This window comes from Sphingomonas sp. CFBP 13706, assembly GCF_014842355.1.
Taxonomy (GTDB): domain Bacteria; phylum Pseudomonadota; class Alphaproteobacteria; order Sphingomonadales; family Sphingomonadaceae; genus Sphingomonas; species Sphingomonas aerolata.
The window spans coordinates 398,576-418,027 of sequence record NZ_JACYVM010000004.1; the positions used below are offsets into that span (position 1 = coordinate 398,576).

At 66.5% G+C, this 19,452-nt stretch carries 16 protein-coding genes; 13 read left to right on the forward strand and 3 right to left on the reverse strand.

The window, feature by feature from the left end:
- Positions 1-134 precede the first annotated feature (134 nt).
- The 6 genes from IFS44_RS10650 to IFS44_RS10675 all read left to right on the forward strand — a co-directional run bounded on the left by IFS44_RS10650 (position 135) and on the right by IFS44_RS10675 (position 8,937).
- Positions 135-1,385, forward strand: coding sequence for a lipoprotein-releasing ABC transporter permease subunit (locus IFS44_RS10650; RefSeq protein WP_031396032.1), 1,251 nt, complete (start codon positions 135-137; stop codon positions 1,383-1,385).
- Positions 1,378-2,091 (forward strand): ABC transporter ATP-binding protein, encoded by a 714-nt coding sequence (locus IFS44_RS10655; protein WP_042467156.1) that lies wholly within the window; start codon positions 1,378-1,380, stop codon positions 2,089-2,091. The genes IFS44_RS10650 and IFS44_RS10655 overlap by 8 nt, the downstream gene beginning before the upstream one ends.
- Positions 2,088-2,684, forward strand: a complete 597-nt coding sequence (locus tag IFS44_RS10660) for a GNAT family N-acetyltransferase (protein WP_192098418.1) — start codon at positions 2,088-2,090, stop codon at positions 2,682-2,684. Before IFS44_RS10655 ends, IFS44_RS10660 begins: the two co-directional genes overlap by 4 nt.
- Positions 2,681-3,157: a glutathione peroxidase gene (locus tag IFS44_RS10665; protein ID WP_183935409.1), complete on the forward strand. Its 477-nt coding sequence runs from the start codon at positions 2,681-2,683 to the stop codon at positions 3,155-3,157. The genes IFS44_RS10660 and IFS44_RS10665 overlap by 4 nt, the downstream gene beginning before the upstream one ends.
- Positions 3,158-3,837: 680 nt before the next feature.
- Positions 3,838-7,326 (forward strand): DNA polymerase III subunit alpha, encoded by a 3,489-nt coding sequence (dnaE, locus tag IFS44_RS10670; RefSeq protein WP_192098419.1) that lies wholly within the window; start codon positions 3,838-3,840, stop codon positions 7,324-7,326.
- A gap of 18 nt (positions 7,327-7,344) precedes the next feature.
- Complete coding sequence (locus tag IFS44_RS10675) at positions 7,345-8,937, forward strand: long-chain fatty acid--CoA ligase (protein WP_192098420.1); 1,593 nt, start codon at positions 7,345-7,347, stop codon at positions 8,935-8,937.
- Positions 8,938-8,943: 6 nt separating this feature from the next.
- Here the strand turns inward: IFS44_RS10675 and IFS44_RS10680 are convergent, their stop codons facing one another.
- Together IFS44_RS10680 and IFS44_RS10685 are read right to left on the reverse strand one after the other, a co-directional pair.
- Complete coding sequence (locus tag IFS44_RS10680) at positions 8,944-10,722, reverse strand: cation:proton antiporter domain-containing protein (RefSeq protein ID WP_037528646.1); 1,779 nt, start codon at positions 10,720-10,722, stop codon at positions 8,944-8,946.
- Between the two features lie 564 nt (positions 10,723-11,286).
- Positions 11,287-12,507, reverse strand: a complete 1,221-nt coding sequence (locus tag IFS44_RS10685) for an NADP-dependent isocitrate dehydrogenase (RefSeq protein ID WP_031394019.1) — start codon at positions 12,505-12,507, stop codon at positions 11,287-11,289.
- A gap of 196 nt (positions 12,508-12,703) precedes the next feature.
- Between IFS44_RS10685 and IFS44_RS10690 the strand changes: the two genes are divergently transcribed.
- Together IFS44_RS10690 and pssA are read left to right on the forward strand one after the other, a co-directional pair.
- Complete coding sequence (locus IFS44_RS10690; protein WP_031440639.1) at positions 12,704-13,432, forward strand: phosphatidylserine decarboxylase; 729 nt, start codon at positions 12,704-12,706, stop codon at positions 13,430-13,432.
- A gap of 143 nt (positions 13,433-13,575) precedes the next feature.
- On the forward strand, positions 13,576-14,364 hold the full coding sequence (gene pssA, locus IFS44_RS10695) for a CDP-diacylglycerol--serine O-phosphatidyltransferase (RefSeq protein ID WP_051916385.1): 789 nt from the start codon (positions 13,576-13,578) through the stop codon (positions 14,362-14,364).
- A gap of 137 nt (positions 14,365-14,501) precedes the next feature.
- Here pssA and IFS44_RS10700 read toward each other — a convergent pair whose 3' ends face one another.
- The gene (locus tag IFS44_RS10700) at positions 14,502-14,744 is read right to left on the reverse strand and encodes a hypothetical protein (RefSeq protein ID WP_235188269.1); all 243 of its coding nucleotides are present in this window, start codon (positions 14,742-14,744) and stop codon (positions 14,502-14,504) included.
- A 325-nt stretch (positions 14,745-15,069) separates the two neighbouring features.
- Here IFS44_RS10700 and rpsB point away from each other — a divergent pair, with 325 nt between their 5' ends.
- The 5 genes from rpsB (at position 15,070) to IFS44_RS10725 (ending at position 19,405) form a co-directional block, all read left to right on the forward strand.
- Positions 15,070-15,921, forward strand: coding sequence for a 30S ribosomal protein S2 (rpsB, locus tag IFS44_RS10705; protein WP_031394210.1), 852 nt, complete (start codon positions 15,070-15,072; stop codon positions 15,919-15,921).
- A 90-nt stretch (positions 15,922-16,011) separates the two neighbouring features.
- Positions 16,012-16,944: a translation elongation factor Ts gene (gene tsf, locus IFS44_RS10710; protein ID WP_031439366.1), complete on the forward strand. Its 933-nt coding sequence runs from the start codon at positions 16,012-16,014 to the stop codon at positions 16,942-16,944.
- 409 nt (positions 16,945-17,353) lie between these two features.
- Complete coding sequence (gene pyrH, locus IFS44_RS10715; RefSeq protein ID WP_031394212.1) at positions 17,354-18,082, forward strand: UMP kinase; 729 nt, start codon at positions 17,354-17,356, stop codon at positions 18,080-18,082.
- Position 18,083: 1 nt separating this feature from the next.
- The gene (gene frr / locus IFS44_RS10720) at positions 18,084-18,641 is read left to right on the forward strand and encodes a ribosome recycling factor (protein WP_031394213.1); all 558 of its coding nucleotides are present in this window, start codon (positions 18,084-18,086) and stop codon (positions 18,639-18,641) included.
- Positions 18,638-19,405, forward strand: coding sequence for an isoprenyl transferase (locus IFS44_RS10725; protein WP_042466469.1), 768 nt, complete (start codon positions 18,638-18,640; stop codon positions 19,403-19,405). Before frr ends, IFS44_RS10725 begins: the two co-directional genes overlap by 4 nt.
- Positions 19,406-19,452 lie beyond the last annotated feature (47 nt).

A 19,452-nucleotide genomic window follows, 5' to 3' on the forward strand; every position in this document is an offset into this window, starting at 1 on the left:
GGCGCGCCACACGATTGGCAGGGGGCTGTGTCGAATCCGCAACAGACCAATCCAGACGCGGCCATGGTTGCCTCGCGCGGGGCCGCGTCCTAGAGCCGATGGACATCTCTTCTAACGATCGAACCCCCGCACCCATGATCCTGTCACGCTATGAACGGATGATCGCCCGGCGCTATTTGCTGCCGGGCAAGGGCGAGGCGTTCATCTTCCTCGTCGCCTCGATCAGCCTGGTCGCCGTCATGCTCGGCGTCGCCGCGCTCGTCATTGTGATGAGCGTGATGAACGGCTTCCGCGCCGAGCTGTTCGACAAGATCGTCGGGCTCAACGGCCATGCGGTGGTCCAGCCGCTCGGCGGCCGGATGCCCGACTGGCGCGAGATCGTCGCACAGGCGCGCGCCACCCCCGGCGTTACCAGCGCGGTACCGCTGATCGAACAGCCGCTCGCCGCCACCTATAACGGCCGCGCGGAGGCGGTGCTCGTCCGCGGCATGCGCGTCGACGACATCCGCCGCAACTCGACGATCCAGGACAAGGTGCTGATGGGATCGCTCCAGTCGATCACGCAAGGGTCCGGCCGGATCGCGATCGGCTCGCGGCTCGCCGAGTCGCTCGGCGCGCAGGTCGGCTCGGACATCTCGCTGTTCAGCCCGCAGGGCCAGACCACGCCGTTCGGCACCGTCCCCCGCATCGTCAGCTACAAGGTCGGCGCGATCTTCGAGATCGGCGTCTATGACTATGACAAGGCGTATATCATCATGCCGATCGAGGATGCGCAGACGCTCCTCCTGATGGGCGACGCCGCGGGCATGGTCGAGCTGAAGACCGTCGATGCGGACAAGGTCGGCGAGATCCTGCGGCCGCTCGCCGAGAAGATCGGCGGCCGCGCAGTCATCCAGGACTGGCGGACGATGAACGCCCAGCTGTTCGAGGCCTTGGCGGTCGAGCGTGTCGCGATGTTCACCGTGCTGTCGATCATCATCCTCGTCGCGGTGTTCAACATCCTGTCCTCGCTGATCATGCTGGTCCGCGCCAAGACGCGCGACATCGCGATCCTGCGGACGATGGGCGCGACGCGCGGCGGGCTGATGCGGATCTTCATCGTCGTCGGCACGACGATCGGCGCGCTCGGCACGCTTGCCGGGCTCGGGCTCGGCTTCGTCTTCCTGTTCTACCGGCAGGGCGTGGTGAACTTCGTCCAGCTTGTGACGGGGCAGAATCTCTGGGATCCCTCGATCCGCTATCTGACCGAACTCCCGTCGAAGACCGATCCGGTCGAGATTATCGTGATCGCGCTGATGGCGCTGATCTTCAGCTTCCTCGCGACGCTCTATCCGGCCTGGAAGGCGGCGAGTACCGACCCTGTGCAGGTGCTGCGTTATGAATAATGGCCTTCCGATCGAGCGGCGCAGCGCGCAGGCGTACGACTATGTCCTGCAGACCAGCGGTCTGACCAAAAGCTTCACGCAGGGCGGCGCGACGATCGACGTGCTGCGCGGCATCGACCTCGGAATCGCACCGGGCGAGATCGTCGCGCTGCTCGGCCCCTCGGGCTCGGGCAAGTCGACCCTGCTCCAGGCGGTCGGACTGCTGGAAGGTGGCTTCCAGGGATCGATCAAGATCGCCGGCACCGAGGCGTCGAAGCTCAACGCGCACGAGCGCACGGTGGTGCGCCGCGACAGCCTCGGCTTCGTCTATCAGTTCCACCACCTCCTCCCCGATTTCAACGCGACCGAGAATGTCGTCCTGCCACAGCTCGTCCACGGCGCGACGCGCGCGCAGGCGGATGCGCGTGCGGCCGAACTCCTGACCCAGCTCGGGCTCGGCCACCGCCTCACGCACCGCCCCAGCCAGCTCTCGGGCGGCGAGCAGCAGCGTGTCGCGGTCGCGCGCGCGCTCGCCAACAAGCCCGCGCTCGTGCTGGCGGACGAGCCGACCGGCAATCTCGACGAGCATACCGCCGACATCGTCTTTGCCGAATTCGTCCGGCTGGTCCGCGAACAGGGCACAGCGGCGCTGGTCGCGACCCACAACGAACGCCTCGCCGCGCGGATGGACCGCGTGTTCCGGCTGCACGAGGGCCGGCTGGCTTGAGCTGGGACGCGACACCGACGCTCGTCGGGCGTCACGTCACGCTCCGCCCGCTGGTCGCGGCGGACAAGGCCGCGCTGGTCGCCGCTGCTTCCGCAGACGACCTGTGGGACCTGTTCTACGCCAATGTCGCGCTGATGAAGGCGCCCGATCGCTGGCTCGCGGCGGCGTTCGAGCAGCAGGACTTTGGCCGCGCGCGGGTCTTTGCGGTGGTCGTCGACGGCATCGTCCGCGGCAGCACCCGCTTCATGCGGATGAGCGCGGCCAACAAGCGGCTCGAGATCGGCGGCACCTTCTACGCCACCGCGGTCCAGCGCACCGGCGTCAATACCGAGGCCAAGCGGATGCTGCTGACCCACGCGTTCGAGACGCTCGGCTGCGAATGCGTCCAGATCCGCACCGACAGCCTTAACAAACGCTCACAGGCCGCGATCGAGCGGCTCGGCGCGAAACGCGACGGCGTACTGCGCGGGCATCAGGTGATGGAGGACGGCCGCTTGCGCGACACCATCGTCTACAGCATTTTGGCGCACGAATGGCCCGGCGTCCGTCAGAACCTGACCTATCTGCTCGCCCGACACGAGGACCGCGCATGACCATCACCGACTTCACCGTGAAGGCCGCCAACGGCACCCCCGCGTCGCTCGCGGCCTATGCCGGCAAGGTGCTGCTGATCGTCAACACCGCCTCCAAATGCGGCTTCACCCCGCAATATGAGGGGCTCGAGGCGCTCCACCGCGACTATGCCGATCGCGGCTTCGAGGTGCTCGCCTTCCCCTGCAACCAGTTCGGCGCGCAGGAACCCGGCGACGCGGCGGAGATCGCGAACTTCTGCACGCTCACCTACGACGTGACCTTCCCCGTTTTCGCCAAGGTCGACGTCAACGGCGGCGAGGCGGACCCGCTGTTCGACCGCCTCAAATCCGACGCCCCCGGCGTGCTCGGCTCGAAGGCGATCAAATGGAACTTCACCAAGTTCCTGATCGACCGCGCGGGGAAAGTGGTCGACCGCTACGCCCCAACCACCAAACCCGCCGACATCCGCACCGACATCGAAAAACTGCTCTAACCCGCCCTTACCACCACCCCGGCGAAGGCCGGGGCCCAGTTGGAAAGGCCACAGTAACGAAGCGCAGACCTCGGTCAGCAACGTCCCCCAACTGGGCCCCGGCCTCCGCCGGGGTGGTGCTTGTGGGCAGCACCCGCACCACAAGACTGTTCCCCCCGCAAAGGCAGGGACCCCGCCCGGACTCCCACCTCCTTTCCTACCACCCCGGCGAAGGCCGGGGCCCAGTTGGAAAGGCCACAGTAACGAAGCGCAGACCTCAGTCAGCAACGTCCCCCAACTGGGCCCCGGCCTCCGCCGGGGTGGTAGTTTTGGGCAGCACCCGCACCAAAAGACTGATCCCCCGCAAAGGCAGGGACCCAGCCCGGACTCCCGCCCCCTTCCGGACCACCCCGGCGAAGGCCGGGGCCCAGTTGGAAAGGCCACAGTAACGCAGCGCAGACCTCAGTCAGCAACGTCCCCCAACTGGGCCCCGGCCTCCGCCGGGGTGGTAGTTTTGGGCAGCACCCGCACCAAAAGACTGTTCCCCCGCGAAGGCGGGGGCCCAGACTGGCCTCCCGCCTTCGCGGGAGAACAGCCTCGAACCAAAAACCCACACACACAGACTCAACTCATCGCGTCCCACCCCGCACCCCACGCCATCGCGTCTGGTCGAATCACGCCGCAACGCCTACCTCTCACCCATGCATTCCGGTTACGTCCCGCTCCGCGTCTTTTCCTGCTACACCATGCTCGACGGCGCGATCGATCCCAAGGCGATCGCCAAGCAGGCGCGCGCGCTCGGCTTCCCCGCCGCCGCGCTGACCGACCGCAACGGGCTCTACGCCGCGATGGCCTATTCGGACGCCGCCAAGAAGGATGGCGTCCAGCCGGTCATCGGCGTGATGCTCGGCCTCAGCCGCCCCGACATGCCCGACGGCATCGCCACCCCGTTCGACTGGATCGCGCTCTATGCGCAGAACGCGAAGGGCTATGACAATCTCTGCGCGCTCGTCTCGATGGCGCATCTCGACCGCCCGATCGAGATGCCCGCGCATGTCGATTTCGCCGCGCTCGAACGCCATGCCGACGGGCTGATCGCGCTGACCGCGGGCGGCGAGGGCGGTCTCGCCCGGCTGTTCGCGGAGGGCCAGCCCGACCGCGCCCGCGCCTATCTCGATCGCCTCCAGCACCTGTTCGGCGACCGCCTCTACATCGAGCTCTCACGCCGCGGCGACGCGACCGAGATCGCCGCCGAGGACGCGCTGATCGACATCGCCTACGACCGCAACCTGCCGCTGGTCGCGACCAACCCGTGCTGCTTCACCGAGAGCGCGTTCGGCGACGCGCACGACGCCATGCTCTGCATCGCGCATTCGACCTATGTCGAGACCGAGGACCGCATCCGCAGTTGCCCCGAAGCGTGGATGAAGCCCGCGCTGGTGATGCACGAGATGTTCGCCGACCTGCCCGAGGCGATCGCCAACACGCTCGTCGTAGCCCAGCGCTGCGCGGTCATGGCGCCCTATCGCAAGCCGATCCTCCCCAGCCTCGCCGGCGATATCGAGGGCGAGGCCAAGCTGCTCCGCGACGATGCCGAGGCCGGGCTCGAAAAGCGTCTCGCGCGCATCACCGAGCTGCACGGAGAGGCCGAGGACGGCTGGCGCGACGTCTATCGTGCGCGCCTCGCCTTCGAGGTCGACGTCATCGTCCAGATGGGCTTTCCCGGCTATTTCCTGATCGTCGCCGACTTCATCAAATGGGCGAAGGACCACGACATTCCGGTTGGTCCCGGCCGTGGCTCGGGCGCAGGCTCGGTCGTCGCCTGGGCGCTGACGATCACCGATCTCGATCCGATCAAGCTGGGACTCCTGTTCGAGCGCTTCCTGAACCCGGAACGCGTGTCGATGCCCGATTTCGACATCGACTTCTGCGAAACCCGCCGCGGCGAGGTGATCCGCTACGTCCAGGAGAAATACGGCCGCGATCAGGTCGCGCAGATCATCACCTTCGGAAAGCTGAAGGCGCGCGCGGTGCTGAAGGACACCGGCCGCGTGCTCCAGATGAGCTATGGCCAGATCGACCGGCTGGCAAAGCTCGTCCCCAACCACCCGACCGATCCCTGGACGCTCGAGCGCGCGCTGAACGGCGTCGGCGAGCTCGCCAAGGAATATGCCAACGACAATGGCGTGCGAAAGCTGCTCGATCTGGCGATGAAGCTGGAGGGCCTGCCGCGCCACTCGTCGACGCACGCCGCCGGCGTGGTGATCGGCGACCGCCCGCTCGCACAGCTCGTCCCCCTCTACCGCGATCCGCGCTCGGACATGCCCGTCACGCAGTTCGACATGAAATATGTCGAGGGTGCGGGCCTCGTGAAGTTCGACTTTCTCGGCCTCAAGACGCTCTCGGTGCTCCAGAAGGGCGTGCAATTGCTCGCCAAGCGCGGGATAAAGGTCGATCTCGACGCGCTCGAATGGGACGATGCCGGCGTCTACGCGCTGCTCCAGAAGGGCGACACGGTCGGCGTGTTCCAGCTCGAATCGGAGGGCATGCGCCGCACGCTGTCCGCGGTCCGCCCGTCGAACTTCGGCGACATCATCGCGCTCGTCTCGCTCTACCGACCGGGCCCGATGGACAATATCCCGTCGTTCGGCAGGCGTAAGAACGGCACCGAGACGATCGAATATCCGCACCCCGCGCTCGAATCGATCCTGTCGGAGACCTACGGGATCTTCGTCTACCAGGAACAGGTCATGCAGGCCGCGCAGATCCTCGCGGGCTTCTCGCTCGGCGGCGCCGATCTGCTGCGCCGCGCGATGGGCAAGAAGATCAAGGCCGAGATGGACGCGCAGCGCGCGATCTTCGTCGAAGGCTGCGCCAAGGTGAACAATATCCCCAAGGCCAAGGCCAACGAGCTGTTCGACTTGATCGACAAGTTTGCGGGCTACGGCTTCAACAAGAGCCACGCCGCCGCCTATGCGCTGCTCGCCTACCAGACCGCGTGGCTGAAGGCGCATCACCCGCACGAATTCTTCGCCGCCTCGATGTGCTACGATCTGCACCAGACCGATAAGCTCGCGATCTTCACCGACGACATGCGCCGCCTAGGCATCGCCACGCTGCCGCCCTGCATCAACGCCAGCCAGGCCGAGTTCGACGTCGAGGTGAAGGACGGCGAACCCGCGGTCCGCTACGCGCTCGGCGCGCTCAAGTCGGTCGGCGAAGGCGCGATGGAGAAGCTCATCGTCGAGCGCGTCCAGAACGGCCCGTTTGCCGGGCTCGACGATCTCGCCAAGCGCGTCGACCCGCGCCTGCTCAACAAGCGCCAGCTCGAGACGCTCGCCGCCGCGGGCGCGTTCGACGCCTTCGAGCCCAACCGCGCCGGGATCCACGCCACTGCCGAGACGATCCTCGCGATCGCCGCCCGCACCCACGCCGCCAAGACCAGCGGGCAGGGCGGTCTGTTCGGCGATGCGGAACCCGCGGGCGACGCGATCAAGCTGCCGCCCTCGGTCCGCTGGACGCTCAGCCAGCGGATGGATCAGGAGAAGGAGGCGTTCGGCTTCTACTTCTCCGCGCACCCGGTCGACCGCCACCGCCACATCGCCAACAGCCACGGCGCGCGCGCCTATACCGCCTTGTCGGAGCTCAACATTCCCGACGACGGCAGCCGCGCCGGCGCGACGATGGCGGTGCTGGTCGAGGATGCGCGCTACCGCACCTCCGCGCGCGGCAAGCGCTTCATGATGGCGCAATGCTCGGACGCCAGCGGCCAGTTCATGGCGACGTGCTTCGACGATCAGGTCTCGAAGGATCTGGAGGACGCCGCCAAGGCCGGCGGCTGCGGCCTCATCACCGTCGAGCTCGACCGCAAGCCCGGCGAGGACACGCCGCGCGTCAGCATCAAGCGGATCCAGCCGTTCGAGGGGCTCGCCAACATCGCGCGCTTCCAGGTCGTCGTGACGATCTCGGACATGGCCGCCTTCGCCGGGCTCGCGTCTTTGCTCGCCGATCACCGTGGCGCGCGCGGCGAGGTGCGGGTCCGCGCGATGCTCCCCGACGGCGAGGTCAGCATCCTGCTCGGCCGCGATTTCCTGCTCGACGGCGAGCTTGCAGAGCACATCGAGTCGTTGCACGGTGTGACAAAGGTGGAGCTCAAGACCTCGGAAACGCGGCTGGCTCTCGTCGGATAACAGCTTGGGAGAGCGACGATGCTGGGTGGAATGCAGGACTTCGAGCTTCGCGTCCCCCGGCTGATCGACCATGCCGCGCGCGAACATGGCCGCCGCGAGATCGTCAGCTACTGGGCCGACGGCCGCGAGACCCGCACCGACTGGTCCGGCATCGCACGTGACGCGAAGAAACTCGCGCAAGCACTTGAGAAGCTTGGTGTCCGTCCGGGTGACCGCGTCGCGACGCTTGCGATGAACCACGCACACCACCTGATCGCCTGGTACGGCACGATCGGGATGGGCGGGGTGATCCACACGATCAACCCGCGGCTGTTCGACGAACAGCTCGTCTATATCGCCAACCACGCCGAAGACCGCGTGATGCTCTACGACAAGGCCTTCCAGCCGATCGTCGACCGGCTGCGCGGCCAATGGTCGAGCGTGCGCCACTATGTCTGTTTCGACGATCTCGGCCCCGACGGCTTTCGCGCGCTGCTCGACGAGCAGGATGGCGACTATGCCTGGGTCGAGGGGCCGGAGCGCGATCCGTGCATGCTCTGCTATACCAGCGGCACCACCGGCAATCCGAAGGGGGTGCTCTACACGCACCGATCGACGCTGATCCACGCGATGGCGGAGGTCGCGCCCTGGGTGTTCGATCTGTCCCCCAGCGCGGTCGTGCTGCCGGTCGTGCCGATGTTCCACGCCGCCGCCTGGGGGCTGCCCTTCGCCTGCGCGCTGTCGGGGGCGAAGGTGGTCTATTCGGCGATCAACGATCCGGGCGTGCTGTGCCGGCTGATGAACCAGGAGCATGTGACGCATTCGGCGGGCGTGCCGACCGTCTGGCTCGCGCTGTTCGGACATATCGACGCGACTGGCGAGGCGCCCGAGCATCTGAAGCTGGTGACGATCGGCGGCGCCGCGGCACCGCGCGCGATGATCGACCGGATCATGACCATGGGCGCGTCCGTCAAGCATCTCTGGGGCATGACCGAGACCTCGCCGATCGGCACCGCGGGCTTCGCGCCGCCGCACTGGGACATGATGACGCATGACGAAAAGCTCGATCTCGTCACCAAACAGGGCAGCGTCCCCTTCGGCATCGAACTGCGCATCGTCGACGATCAGGGGCAGGTGCTGCCGCGCGACGGCTCGATCGCCGGCTCGCTCCAGGTCCGCGGGCCCTGGGTGGTGCAGCGCTATTTCGGCGCGGACAGCGACGCGGTCGATGCGGAGGGCTGGTTCGACACCGGCGACGTCGCGATGCTCCACACCGACGGCACGATGCAGATCACCGACCGGTCGAAGGACGTCATCAAGTCGGGCGGCGAATGGATCAGCTCGGTCGATCTCGAAAATGCCGCGATCGGCTGCCCCGGCGTCGCGGAGGCCGCGGCGATCGGCATCCACCATCCCAAATGGGATGAGAGGCCATTGCTGATCGTCGTCCGCAAACCCGGCAGCACCGTCACCGACACCGCGATCCGCGATCACCTGGCCCGGCACGTCGCCAAATGGTGGCTCCCCGACGCGATCGTCTTCGTCGACGAACTGCCCCACACCGCAACGGGCAAACTCCTGAAAACCGCACTGCGCGAACGGTTCAGGGCCTTCACCCTCACCGACGCCTGACGCCCCTTAAACCTTCCGCGGCGTCCGCTTGGCCTTGCGGACCCGCGGCTCGACCAGCATGTCCGCCGCCGCCTTGATCTCCTGCCGCAGTTCGTCGCGCTTCTCGTGGATCGACGCGATCACCGGCCCCATCGCGACGCCCAGGTCGACCAGCACCGCCTCCGCCAGCTGCAGCGAGCTTTCCAGCGTCTCCGGCACCGCGTCGGTCACCCCGGCGCGGTACAGCTCGGCGGCATGCGCGGTATCGCGCGCGCGCGCGACGATCGGCAAATTGGGCGCCAGCAGCCGCACCCGCCGCGCCAGCCGCACCGTCAGCACCGGGTCGTCCATCGTCAGGATCAGCGCCTTGGCGGTATCCAGCTTCAGCCGGTCGACCAGCTCGAGCCGCGCGACGTCGCCGAACAGCACCGGATGCCCCTGCGCCCGCGCGGCCTCGACCGAATCGATATCCGCCTCGACCGCGACATAGCGCTGGCCGTGCACCGCGAGCATGTCCGCGACCATCCGCCCGACCCGGCCGAAGCCGATCACCACCGTCCCCGGACCCTCCTCGTCGATCTCGACGTCGCCCGCATCCGCGGTCGACCGGCTTTCCAGCTGACGCGACACGGTGCGCCCGAGCTTGGCGAGCAGCGGCGTGATCGTCAGTCCGATCGCGGTCACCGTCTGCCAGAAGCTCGCGGTCGATGGCAAAATCAGCTGCGCCTGCGCCGCGGTCGCCAGCACAATCAGCGTCGTCTCGGACGGGCTCCCCATCAGCAGCCCGGTCTCCGCCGCCACCCCGCGCCGCGAATTGGCGACGCGCAGGAACAGGAACGTCACGACCGCCTTGGTCGCCACCACCCCCGTCACCGCGAGCAGAAGCGACGGCCAGTTCTGCGCGATCAGCCGCAGGTCGAGGCTCATCCCCACCGTGATCAGGAACACGCCCAGCGCCAGCCCCTTGAACGGCGCGGTGATCACCTCGACCTCGCTGTGATATTCGGTTTCCGCGATCAGCAGCCCGGCGAGCAGCGCGCCGACGATCGGCGACAGCCCCGCCGCGGTCGTCGCCACGCTCGCCACGATCACCACCAGCAGCGACGCCGCCAGGAACAGTTCGGGGCTCTTGGTCCGCGCCGCCTGCCCGAACAGCCGCGGCAGGATCAGCCGCCCGCCGACATACATCGCAACGACCGTGGCCGCGCCGCGCAGCGCCACGCCTGCCAGATTGCTCCACCCGTCCGCGGTCGCGGTCGGGGCGAGGGCGCCCAGCACGAAGATCAGCGGCACCAGTGCCAGATCCTCGAACAGCAGCATCGCAAACGCCCCGCGCCCGACCGCGCCGGTCGTCCCGACCAGCGGCAGCACCAGCGCGGTCGACGACAGCGCCAGCGCAAAGCCCAGCCCGATCGCGCCCGCCCAGCCTTGGCCGATGAAATGCAGCGCGACCGCGATGATCATCGCCGACCCGATCAGCTCGGCCGCCCCGGTCCCGAACACCAGCCGCTTCATCGACCAGAGCCGTCGGAACGACAGCTCGAGCCCGATCGAGAACAGCAGCAGGATGATCCCGAACTCGGCGAACGGCTCGATCGCCTCGGGGTTGGAGATCGTCAGGTAATAAAGCCACGGCACCGCCCCGGTAAGCGAACCCAGCCCCGCCGGCCCGACCAGCAGCCCGACCAGGATGAACCCGATCACCGGACTGACCCTGAACCGCGCAAACGCCGGAATCACCAGCCCCGCCGCCCCGAGAATGACGAGTGTGTCGCTGAAACCCTGATTGTCGAGCCGTAATGCCATCCCCCGACCTTAGGCGACGCCTCCCCGATTCGTCAGGGAATAATATCGCCCCACCGCCCGCGCGGTTCGCGTTCCTGAGAGCGGCGGGCGTGGGGGGGGGGCGAGCCGGGCTGGGTTAGGTCGAGGCGGGCCCAGCCGAGCAATGCCGGGTATGGAACACCGACACCACCTCCACTCGTCATCCTGACGAAAGTCAGGACCCAGAGCCAAGCAGCGCACCGCCCGTAACCCTGGATCCTGACTTTCGTCAGGATGACGGCGGGGCGGGGTGCAGGGGCAGGGCCGCGGAGCGGGAAGCGATTGACCAGCGCGGACCAAAGCTGTGCAAAGCCCGGCAGCGCCCGTCAGCAGCTACCCACGCCCTACCCCCAATCGTCATCCTGACGAAAGTCAGGATCCAGAGCCAAGCAGCGCACGGTCCGTAACCCTGGGTCCTGACTTTCGTCAGGATGACGGAGCCGCGCGCGCGGTGGCAGGGGGGGACTGGCGCAGACCGAAGCAGCGAAAAGCCGAGACCCCGCACCCAAAAAAAAGGCCCCTCCCGTTTCCGGGAGGGGCCGTCCGTCAGGCCCAGTTGGCCATTTCGGCTTCGAGGTTCGAGCGGACCTGCTCGAAGAACTGCTCGGTCGTCATCCAGGGCTGGTCCGGCCCGATCAGGATCGCGAGATCCTTGGTCATGTGGCCGTTCTCGACCGTCTGGACGCAGACGCGCTCGAGCGTCTCGGCGAACTTCGTCACGTCGGGCGTGTCGTCAAACTTGCCGCGATACTTGAGGCCACCGGTCCAGGCGAAGATCGACGCGATCGGGTTGGTCGAGGTCGCCTTGCCCTGCTCGTGCATGCGGAAGTGACGCGTGACCGTGCCGTGCGCGGCCTCGGCCTCGACGGTCTTGCCGTCCGGGGTCAGCAGGATCGAGGTCATGAGGCCCAGCGAGCCGAAGCCCTGCGCGACCTGGTCCGACTGGACGTCGCCGTCATAGTTCTTGCACGCCCACACGAACTCGCCGTTCCACTTCAGCGCCGATGCGACCATGTCGTCGATCAGGCGATGCTCGTAGACGATGCCCGCTTCCTTGAACTTGTCCTTGAATTCGCTCTCGAAAACCTCTGCGAAGAGGTCCTTGAAGCGGCCGTCATAGGCCTTCAGGATCGTGTTCTTGGTCGACAGGTACACCGGCCATTTCAGGTTCAGGCCGTAATGCATCGACGCACGCGCGAAGTCGCGGATCGAGTCGTCGAGATTGTACATCGCCATTGCGACGCCCGCCGACGGGAACTGGAACACTTCGCGGTCGATCGTCGCGCCGTCATCGCCTTCGAACACCAGGCGCAGCTTGCCGGGGCCGGGGACGAGGAAATCGGTCGCGCGATACTGATCGCCGAACGCATGGCGGCCGACGACGATCGGGTGGGTCCAGCCCGGGATCAGGCGGGGGACGTTCTTGATCACGATCGGCTCGCGGAAGATCGTCCCGCCCAGGATGTTGCGGATCGTGCCGTTGGGCGACTTCCACATCTTCTTCAGGCCGAATTCGGTCACGCGCTGCTCGTCGGGCGTGATCGTCGCGCACTTGACCGCGACGCCGTGCTTCTGCGTGGCGAGCGCGCTGTCGATCGTCACCTGGTCGTCGGTCGCGTCGCGATGCTCGACGCCGAGATCGTAATAATCGAGCTGGATGTCGAGATACGGCTTGATCAGGCGCTCGCGGATCCATTCCCAGATGATCCGGGTCATCTCGTCGCCGTCGATCTCCACGATCGGATTCTTAACCTTGATCTTCGCCATATATCGTCCTTCGGGGGAGGGGGTTGGGGGAGCGTCTAGGGGAGCCGGCCCCGCCGATCAACCGTCGGGCGCGCGCCGATCGACGACCAAATGTCGCCCGAGGCAACCTCGAGCAACCTCGCGCAACCCCCGGTCCTGTCGCGAAAAGGCTGTTCATCGTTGTATCGCGCGTCCGGCACGGATAGACCCGCACGCTATGGCATCGCTCGACAAGCCGCCCGTCACGACCTCCACGGTCAAATGGCGATTTCCCGCAGTCCATCCGGAAGGCTATAAATACGTCGCCATCGCGACCGGCATCACATTGCTGCTGACGATGCTCAGCCATGTGCTGTTCTGGCCGATGGTCGGCGTCGTGATCTGGGTCGCGACCTTCTTCCGCGACCCCGTCCGCACCACGCCGCAGGGCGAGGGGCTGATCGTCGCCCCCGCCGACGGGCTGATCACGATGATCCAGCGCGTCCCTATCCCGCGCGAACTCGCCGGCGAGAATGGTCTGGGCGACGCGCCGCTGGTGCGCGTGTCGATCTTCATGTCGGTGTTCGACGTGCACATCAACCGCACGCCGATCGCGGGCACGATCCGCCAGGTCGTCTATATCTCGGGCAAGTTCCTCAACGCCGATCTCGACAAGGCGTCCGAGGAAAACGAGCGCCAGCATTTCGTCGTCGAGGATCGCAACGGCATGCGGATCGGCTTCACCCAGATCGCCGGGCTCGTCGCGCGCCGCATCCTGGGCTTCGTCAAGGCGGGCGACATGGTCGCGGTCGGCCAGCGGATCGGGCTCATCCGATTCGGCAGCCGCGTCGATGTCTATCTCCCCGATCATGTCGTCCCCCAGGTCTGTCTCGGCCAGCGCAGCATCGCTGGCGAGACCGTGCTCGGCCGTGTCGGCGGCGTGCCCGTTGGCGGCATTGCCCAGTGATCGATGGTCCTTCGATCGATGGTCCTTCGAATGATCGACCAGAGCATGATGGTCGTTTGAATGAGGGTTCGGTGAACGATCGGGACGGGACGTCTTACGGATCCGCCAGCCGCGCCGACGAGTCGCAGGCGGCGGGCCGCGCGATACGGGCGCGCCGGCCGCGCCGCGGCCTGCCGCTCCGCGCGGTGGCACCCAACGCGGTCACCGCGCTCGCCCTGTGCTCGGGGCTCAGCGGCGTCCGGTTCGCGATCGGCGGCCAATGGGAAAGCGCGGTCGCGATGATCATGGTCGCGGGCGTGCTCGACGGGCTCGACGGCCGGATCGCGCGCATGCTCCACGGCGAGAGCCGGTTCGGTGCGGAACTCGATTCGCTCTCCGATGCGATCTCCTTCGGGGTCGCCCCTGCACTGATCGTCTATCTCTGGTCGCTCGCCGCGCTGCCGCGGATGGGGTGGATCTGCGCGCTGATCTTCGCCGTGTTCTGCGCGCTCCGCCTCGCGCGCTTCAACGCCAAGATCGATGAGAGCCATCAGCCGCACAAATCCGCGGGCTTCCTGACCGGTGTTCCCGCGCCCGCCGGCGCAGGGCTCGCGCTCATGCCGATGTTCTTCTGGTTCTGGACCGACGAACCGCGCTTTGCCTCGCCCTATATCGTCGCACCCTGGATCGCGTTCGTCGCGCTGCTGATGGTGTCGAGCATCGCGACCTGGTCGTGGAGTTCGCTCAAGCTGCGTCGCAACGTCCGGTTCGAGGCGATCGCGCTCGTCGTCCTGCTCGGTGCCGCGCTCGTCAGCGCCCCGTGGCACACGCTCAGCCTCATCTGCCTTCTCTATATCGTGTCGATGCCGTTCAGCATCGCCAGCTATGCCAAGGTCCGCCGCCAGCGCGCCGGCGTTCGTAGCGGCGAAACGTCCGCCAAGCCGGGTCTTTGATCCGGCCGATCGAGCCCCAGGACTGCTGACCCGGGGCGGGCGATCCCCCGGCGGACCCCGTGTAATCCACAAGCCGGCCACGCCAGCGGATCAGTAAGGCGCCTGTTGATCAGGCACCCAGGTCAAACCACCAAACTTTAGGCGGCGGCATTCCAACGCTGCGACGGCTGCGGCATGCCGGTCGAAGACCAGCGGCGGACCGCGATCCGGCGCTCGGCGCGCGCGAGCGTCTGCAGCGGGGCGAAGGCCGGCTCGACATTGCCCGATGCCAGACTGACGATGCGCGACCATTGCGGTGCGATCGACGTCAGGATCACCGCGGTCGCGACTGCGAACGACCCCGAGAACACCATGAAGCTCACTATCATCATCCCGCTCATCTTCCCGCTCGCCTTCCCTGCAAATGCGAACATTGTGTTAAGGTTCGCAACACCCGGTCGAAAACATCGTTCCGTTCGTCGCATTTGGATCACCGCCGTTCCGGGGTGATTCTGCGCCGAGTCGAACCTCTGTTCTGTTCTGGCCCCGTTATGTTCTTATTGCGTTCTTTTGTCAAGTCGGCGGTAAGCCGTTGCATTTGGCGCGATCCCCGGCTAAGGGCCGCGCCTCTAACCCCGCATGGGAGGCATCATAGCCCGGTGCGTTTCGGTCATTCGGCCGGCACGTCATCCGCTTCCCAGAGGCACAACCGGAAGGACATATCCTATGGCGGCACCAGTCGTCTCGATGCAGCAGCTCATTGAAACGGGCGCACATTTTGGTCACCAGACGCATCGCTGGAACCCCAAGATGAAGCCTTACATCTTCGGTGACCGCAACGGCGTCCACATCCTCGACCTCTCGCAGACCGTGCCGCTCTTCGCGCGCGCGCTCGAATTCGTCTCGTCGGCCGTCGCCGGTGGTGGCAAGGTCCTGTTCGTCGGCACCAAGCGCCAGGCGCAGGAGCCCGTCGCCGACGCCGCACGTCGCGCAGGCCAGCACTTCGTCAACCATCGCTGGCTGGGCGGCATGCTCACCAACTGGAAGACCATTTCGGGTTCGATCAAGCGTCTGAAGACGCTCGAGGAAATGCTGTCGGGTGACACCGTCGGCCTGACCAAGAAGGAAGTGCTCCAGCTCACCCGCGAGAAGGACAAGCTCGAGCTTTCGCTCGGCGGCATCCGCGACATGGGCGGCATTCCCGACGTGATGTTCGTGATCGACGCGAACAAGGAAGAGCTGGCGATCAAGGAAGCCAACACGCTGGGTATTCCCGTCGTCGCGATCCTCGATTCGAACGTCTCGCCGGACGGCATCGCCTTCCCGGTGCCCGCGAACGACGACGCCGCCCGCGCCATCCGCCTCTACTGCGAAGCCATTGCAATCGCAGCGACTCGTGGTGGCCAGGAGCAGCAGCGCCGGACCGGTGCCGACATCGGCGCGATGGTCGAGCCGCCGAAGGAAGAGGCGATCGCCGAGCCGACCGTCGAGCCGACCGCCGACACGACGCAGGTCGCGGCGAATGCCGAGACCGCCGCAGAGTTCGCGGCCGAGGGTGAGCGCCAGATCGACGCATAAGCGTCGTCGCCGAACCGTCATGCGGGCGGGGTAGGGCATCTGGCCTTACCTCGCCCGCAACTACATTCAGACTAAAGAGGATTTACGGACATGGCTGATATCACGGCAGCAATGGTCAAGGATCTGCGCGAAAAGAGCGGCGCGGGCATGATGGACTGCAAGAAGGCGCTCAGCGAGAACGCCGGCGACATGGAGCAGGCGATGGACTGGCTGCGGACCAAGGGTCTCGCCGCCGCCGCCAAGAAGTCCAGCCGCACCGCGGCCGAGGGTCTGGTCGGCGTCGCCGTTTCGGGCACCAAGGGTGCTGCGGTCGAGGTCAACTCGGAAACCGACTTCGTCGCAAAGAACGATCAGTTCCAGTCGTTTGTCCGTGACGTGACGCAGATCGCGCTCGCCACCGGTGGCGACATCGACTCGCTCAAGACGCAGGCGATGCCATCGGGCAAGACCGTCGAGGAAGTCCTGACGAACAACGTCGCGACGATCGGCGAGAACCAGTCGCTGCGCCGTTCGCGCACGCTCGAAGTCAGCAAGGGTGCGGTCGTTCCGTACATCCACAACGCGGCATCGCCGGGCCTCGGCAAGATCGGCGTGCTCGTCGCGCTCGAGTCGGAGGCGTCGGACGAAGTGCTCCAGACGCTCGGCAAGCAGCTCGCGATGCACATCGCCGCCGCTTTCCCGAAGGCGCTGAACGAAGCCGATCTCGACGAAGCCGAGATCGAGCGTGAGCGCGCGATCGCGACCGAGAAGGCCGCCGAATCGGGCAAGCCTGCTGATATCATTGCCAAGATGGTCGAAGGCGGCATCGCCAAGTACCGCAAGGAGCATGCTCTGGTCAGCCAGCTGTTCGTGATGGACGGCAAGACCAAGATCTCCGACGTCGTCGCCAAGGCCGGCAAGGACGCGGGCGCCGAGATCAAGCTGGTGGACTATGTCCGCTTCCAGCTCGGTGAAGGCATCGAGAAGGAACAGTCCGACTTCGCCGCCGAAGTCGCTGCCGCCTCGGGCGTTCCGCAGGCGTAACAACGCCCTCCCTCTCCCGTCCGGGGAGAGGGAAGGGGCCCACGGCCACTCGGCCGTCGGAAGGGTGAGGGTAGTGGCGAGGTCTCGAACCTCGCGCCCCTCATCCGTCCCCGCTGGTCCACCGTCTCCCAAAGGGGAGAAGGATCACGGAGTAGCCGCGTACTACTCCGTCATCCCCGCGCAGGCGGGGATCCAGACCCTTCGCGGTCGGTGTTCGCTCGCGACGCCACCCCCTTCCGGGCCTCCATCTCCGCGAAAATGACGGCATTTCCCCTCGCGCGCCCTCCTGCGGTCGACGATTTTCCGTCTCCTGACCGCTCAGAGTCCACACAGGCACGTCGCAGCGCTTCACATCCCCGGCCTCGCCGCCTAAGGTCCGCGCCGCCCCGCCAATCACAATTCGAGATTTATGACGCCTCCGCGCTTCAAACGCATTTTGCTCAAACTGTCGGGCGAAGTCCTGATGGGACCCGCCGGTCTTTCGATCGATCCCACCGTCACCGCACGTGTCGCCGGCGAGATCGCCGACGTCCGCGCCAAGGGCTATGAGATCTGCATCGTCGTCGGGGGTGGCAACATCTTCCGTGGCCTCGCCGCCGCCGCCAAGGGCTTCGAGCGCGCGACCGCCGATTATATGGGCATGCTCGCGACCGTGATGAACGCGCTCGCTGTGCAGAACGCGCTCGAGCAGATCGGCATCGACACGCGCGTCCAGTCGGCGATCCCGATGGCGAGCGTCTGCGAACCTTTCATCCGGCGTCGCGCCGAACGGCACCTTGAAAAGGGCCGCGTCGTGATCTTCGCCGCCGGTGTCGGCAGCCCCTATTTCACCACCGATTCGGGCGCCGCGCTGCGTGCTGCCGAGATGAAGTGCGACGCGCTGTTCAAGGGCACGTCGGTCGACGGCGTCTACAGCGCCGATCCGAAAAAGGACCCGGACGCAACGCGCTACGAGACGATCTCGTACAGCACGGTGCTGTCCGAGGACCTCAAGGTCATGGACGCGAGCGCGATCGCTTTGTGCCGTGACAATGATATCCCGATCGTCGTCTTCAACATCCGCGAACCCGGCAATCTTGCCGCGGTCCTTGCGGGTGATGGCGTGTCGACGATCGTCCAGAACGAGCAGGAGAGTTAAGATGGCAGCGTATGACAAGAGCGACCTGGAACGCCGCATGGCGGGTGCCGTCGAAGCGCTGAAGCATGATCTGGCCGGGCTTCGCACCGGCCGCGCGTCGACCGCGCTGCTCGATCCGGTGATGGTCACGGTCTACGGCTCGTCGATGCCGCTCAACCAGGTCGCGACCGTGTCGGCGCCTGAGCCGCGGATGCTGTCGGTGCAGGTCTGGGACAAGTCGAATGTCGGCCCGACCGACAAGGCGATCCGCTCAGCTGGGCTGGGTCTCAACCCGATCGTCGACGGTCAGACGCTGCGTCTGCCGATTCCCGATCTGACCGAGGAGCGTCGCAAGGAGCTCGCCAAGCTCGCCGGCCAATATGCTGAAAAGGCCCGCATTGCAGTCCGTAACGTCCGCCGCGACGGGATGGATTCGCTGAAGGTTGACGAGAAGAAGGGCGTGTTCGGCGAGGACGAGCGCAAGCGTCACGAAGTCGAGGTGCAGAAACTCACCGACAGCACGATCGCCGATCTCGACGCGACCGCGGGCGCCAAGGAAAAGGAAATCCTGGGCAAGTGAGGCCGCTTGGCGCTGCTTCGGCCGGAGCCTCCCAGGCTGCGTCGCTCGTCGCCGTTCCTGGGGGCGGCGCGGTGCCGCGTCATGTCGCGATCATCATGGACGGGAATGGGCGGTGGGCGAAGAAGCGCTTCCTCCCCCGCTTTGCCGGCCACAAGGCGGGCGTCGATGCGGTGCGAAACGTCACCCGCGCGGCGCGCGCGATGGGGATCGAGGCGCTGACGCTCTATGCGTTCTCATCCGAAAACTGGCGCCGTCCTGCAGAGGAAGTCAGCGATCTCATGGGGTTGCTGCGGCATTTCATCCGCAGCGATCTCGACGAGCTGACGCGCGAGAATGTCCGTTTGCGCGTCATCGGCGACTATCATGCCTTTTCGCCCGATCTGGTCGCGATGGTCGATGATGCGATCGCGCGGACCGCGGCCAATACCGGTCCGCTGCTCGCGATCGCACTCAACTATGGCGCCCATGCCGAACTCGTGCTCGCCGCCCGCCGCCTGGCGGAACGCGCGCGCGACGGGGTGCTCGATCCGGCGAGCATCGACGCGGCGATGGTCGAGGGCGAACTCGACACGCGCGATCTTCCCCCGCTCGACCTGATGATCCGCACCTCGGGCGAACAACGCCTGTCGAATTTCCTGTTGTGGCAGGCGGCTTATGCCGAGCTGCTGTTCGTCGACACGCTCTGGCCCGATTTCGACGGCGATGCGCTCGCCGAGGCCGTTGCGGCCTTTGGCGTGCGGCAACGCCGCTACGGTGGGCTGTGACGCTTACCGATCCCGAACGGGCCCCCGATCAGGCGCTTCGCACACCA

What these genes read in the sequence shown, in the direction of transcription:
- IFS44_RS10650 (WP_031396032.1), top strand. Translation starts at nt 135, where the DNA reads ATGATCCTGTCACGCTATGAACGGATGATCGCCCGGCGCTATTTGCTG.
- IFS44_RS10655 (WP_042467156.1), top strand. Translation starts at nt 1,378, where the DNA reads ATGAATAATGGCCTTCCGATCGAGCGGCGCAGCGCGCAGGCGTACGAC.
- IFS44_RS10665 (WP_183935409.1), top strand. Translation starts at nt 2,681, where the DNA reads ATGACCATCACCGACTTCACCGTGAAGGCCGCCAACGGCACCCCCGCG.
- dnaE (WP_192098419.1), top strand. Translation starts at nt 3,838, where the DNA reads ATGCATTCCGGTTACGTCCCGCTCCGCGTCTTTTCCTGCTACACCATG.
- IFS44_RS10675 (WP_192098420.1), top strand. Translation starts at nt 7,345, where the DNA reads ATGCTGGGTGGAATGCAGGACTTCGAGCTTCGCGTCCCCCGGCTGATC.
- IFS44_RS10680 (WP_037528646.1), bottom strand. Translation starts at nt 10,722, where the DNA reads ATGGCATTACGGCTCGACAATCAGGGTTTCAGCGACACACTCGTCATT.
- IFS44_RS10685 (WP_031394019.1), bottom strand. Translation starts at nt 12,507, where the DNA reads ATGGCGAAGATCAAGGTTAAGAATCCGATCGTGGAGATCGACGGCGAC.
- IFS44_RS10690 (WP_031440639.1), top strand. Translation starts at nt 12,704, where the DNA reads ATGGCATCGCTCGACAAGCCGCCCGTCACGACCTCCACGGTCAAATGG.
- IFS44_RS10700 (WP_235188269.1), bottom strand. Translation starts at nt 14,744, where the DNA reads ATGAGCGGGATGATGATAGTGAGCTTCATGGTGTTCTCGGGGTCGTTC.
- rpsB (WP_031394210.1), top strand. Translation starts at nt 15,070, where the DNA reads ATGGCGGCACCAGTCGTCTCGATGCAGCAGCTCATTGAAACGGGCGCA.
- tsf (WP_031439366.1), top strand. Translation starts at nt 16,012, where the DNA reads ATGGCTGATATCACGGCAGCAATGGTCAAGGATCTGCGCGAAAAGAGC.
- pyrH (WP_031394212.1), top strand. Translation starts at nt 17,354, where the DNA reads ATGACGCCTCCGCGCTTCAAACGCATTTTGCTCAAACTGTCGGGCGAA.
- frr (WP_031394213.1), top strand. Translation starts at nt 18,084, where the DNA reads ATGGCAGCGTATGACAAGAGCGACCTGGAACGCCGCATGGCGGGTGCC.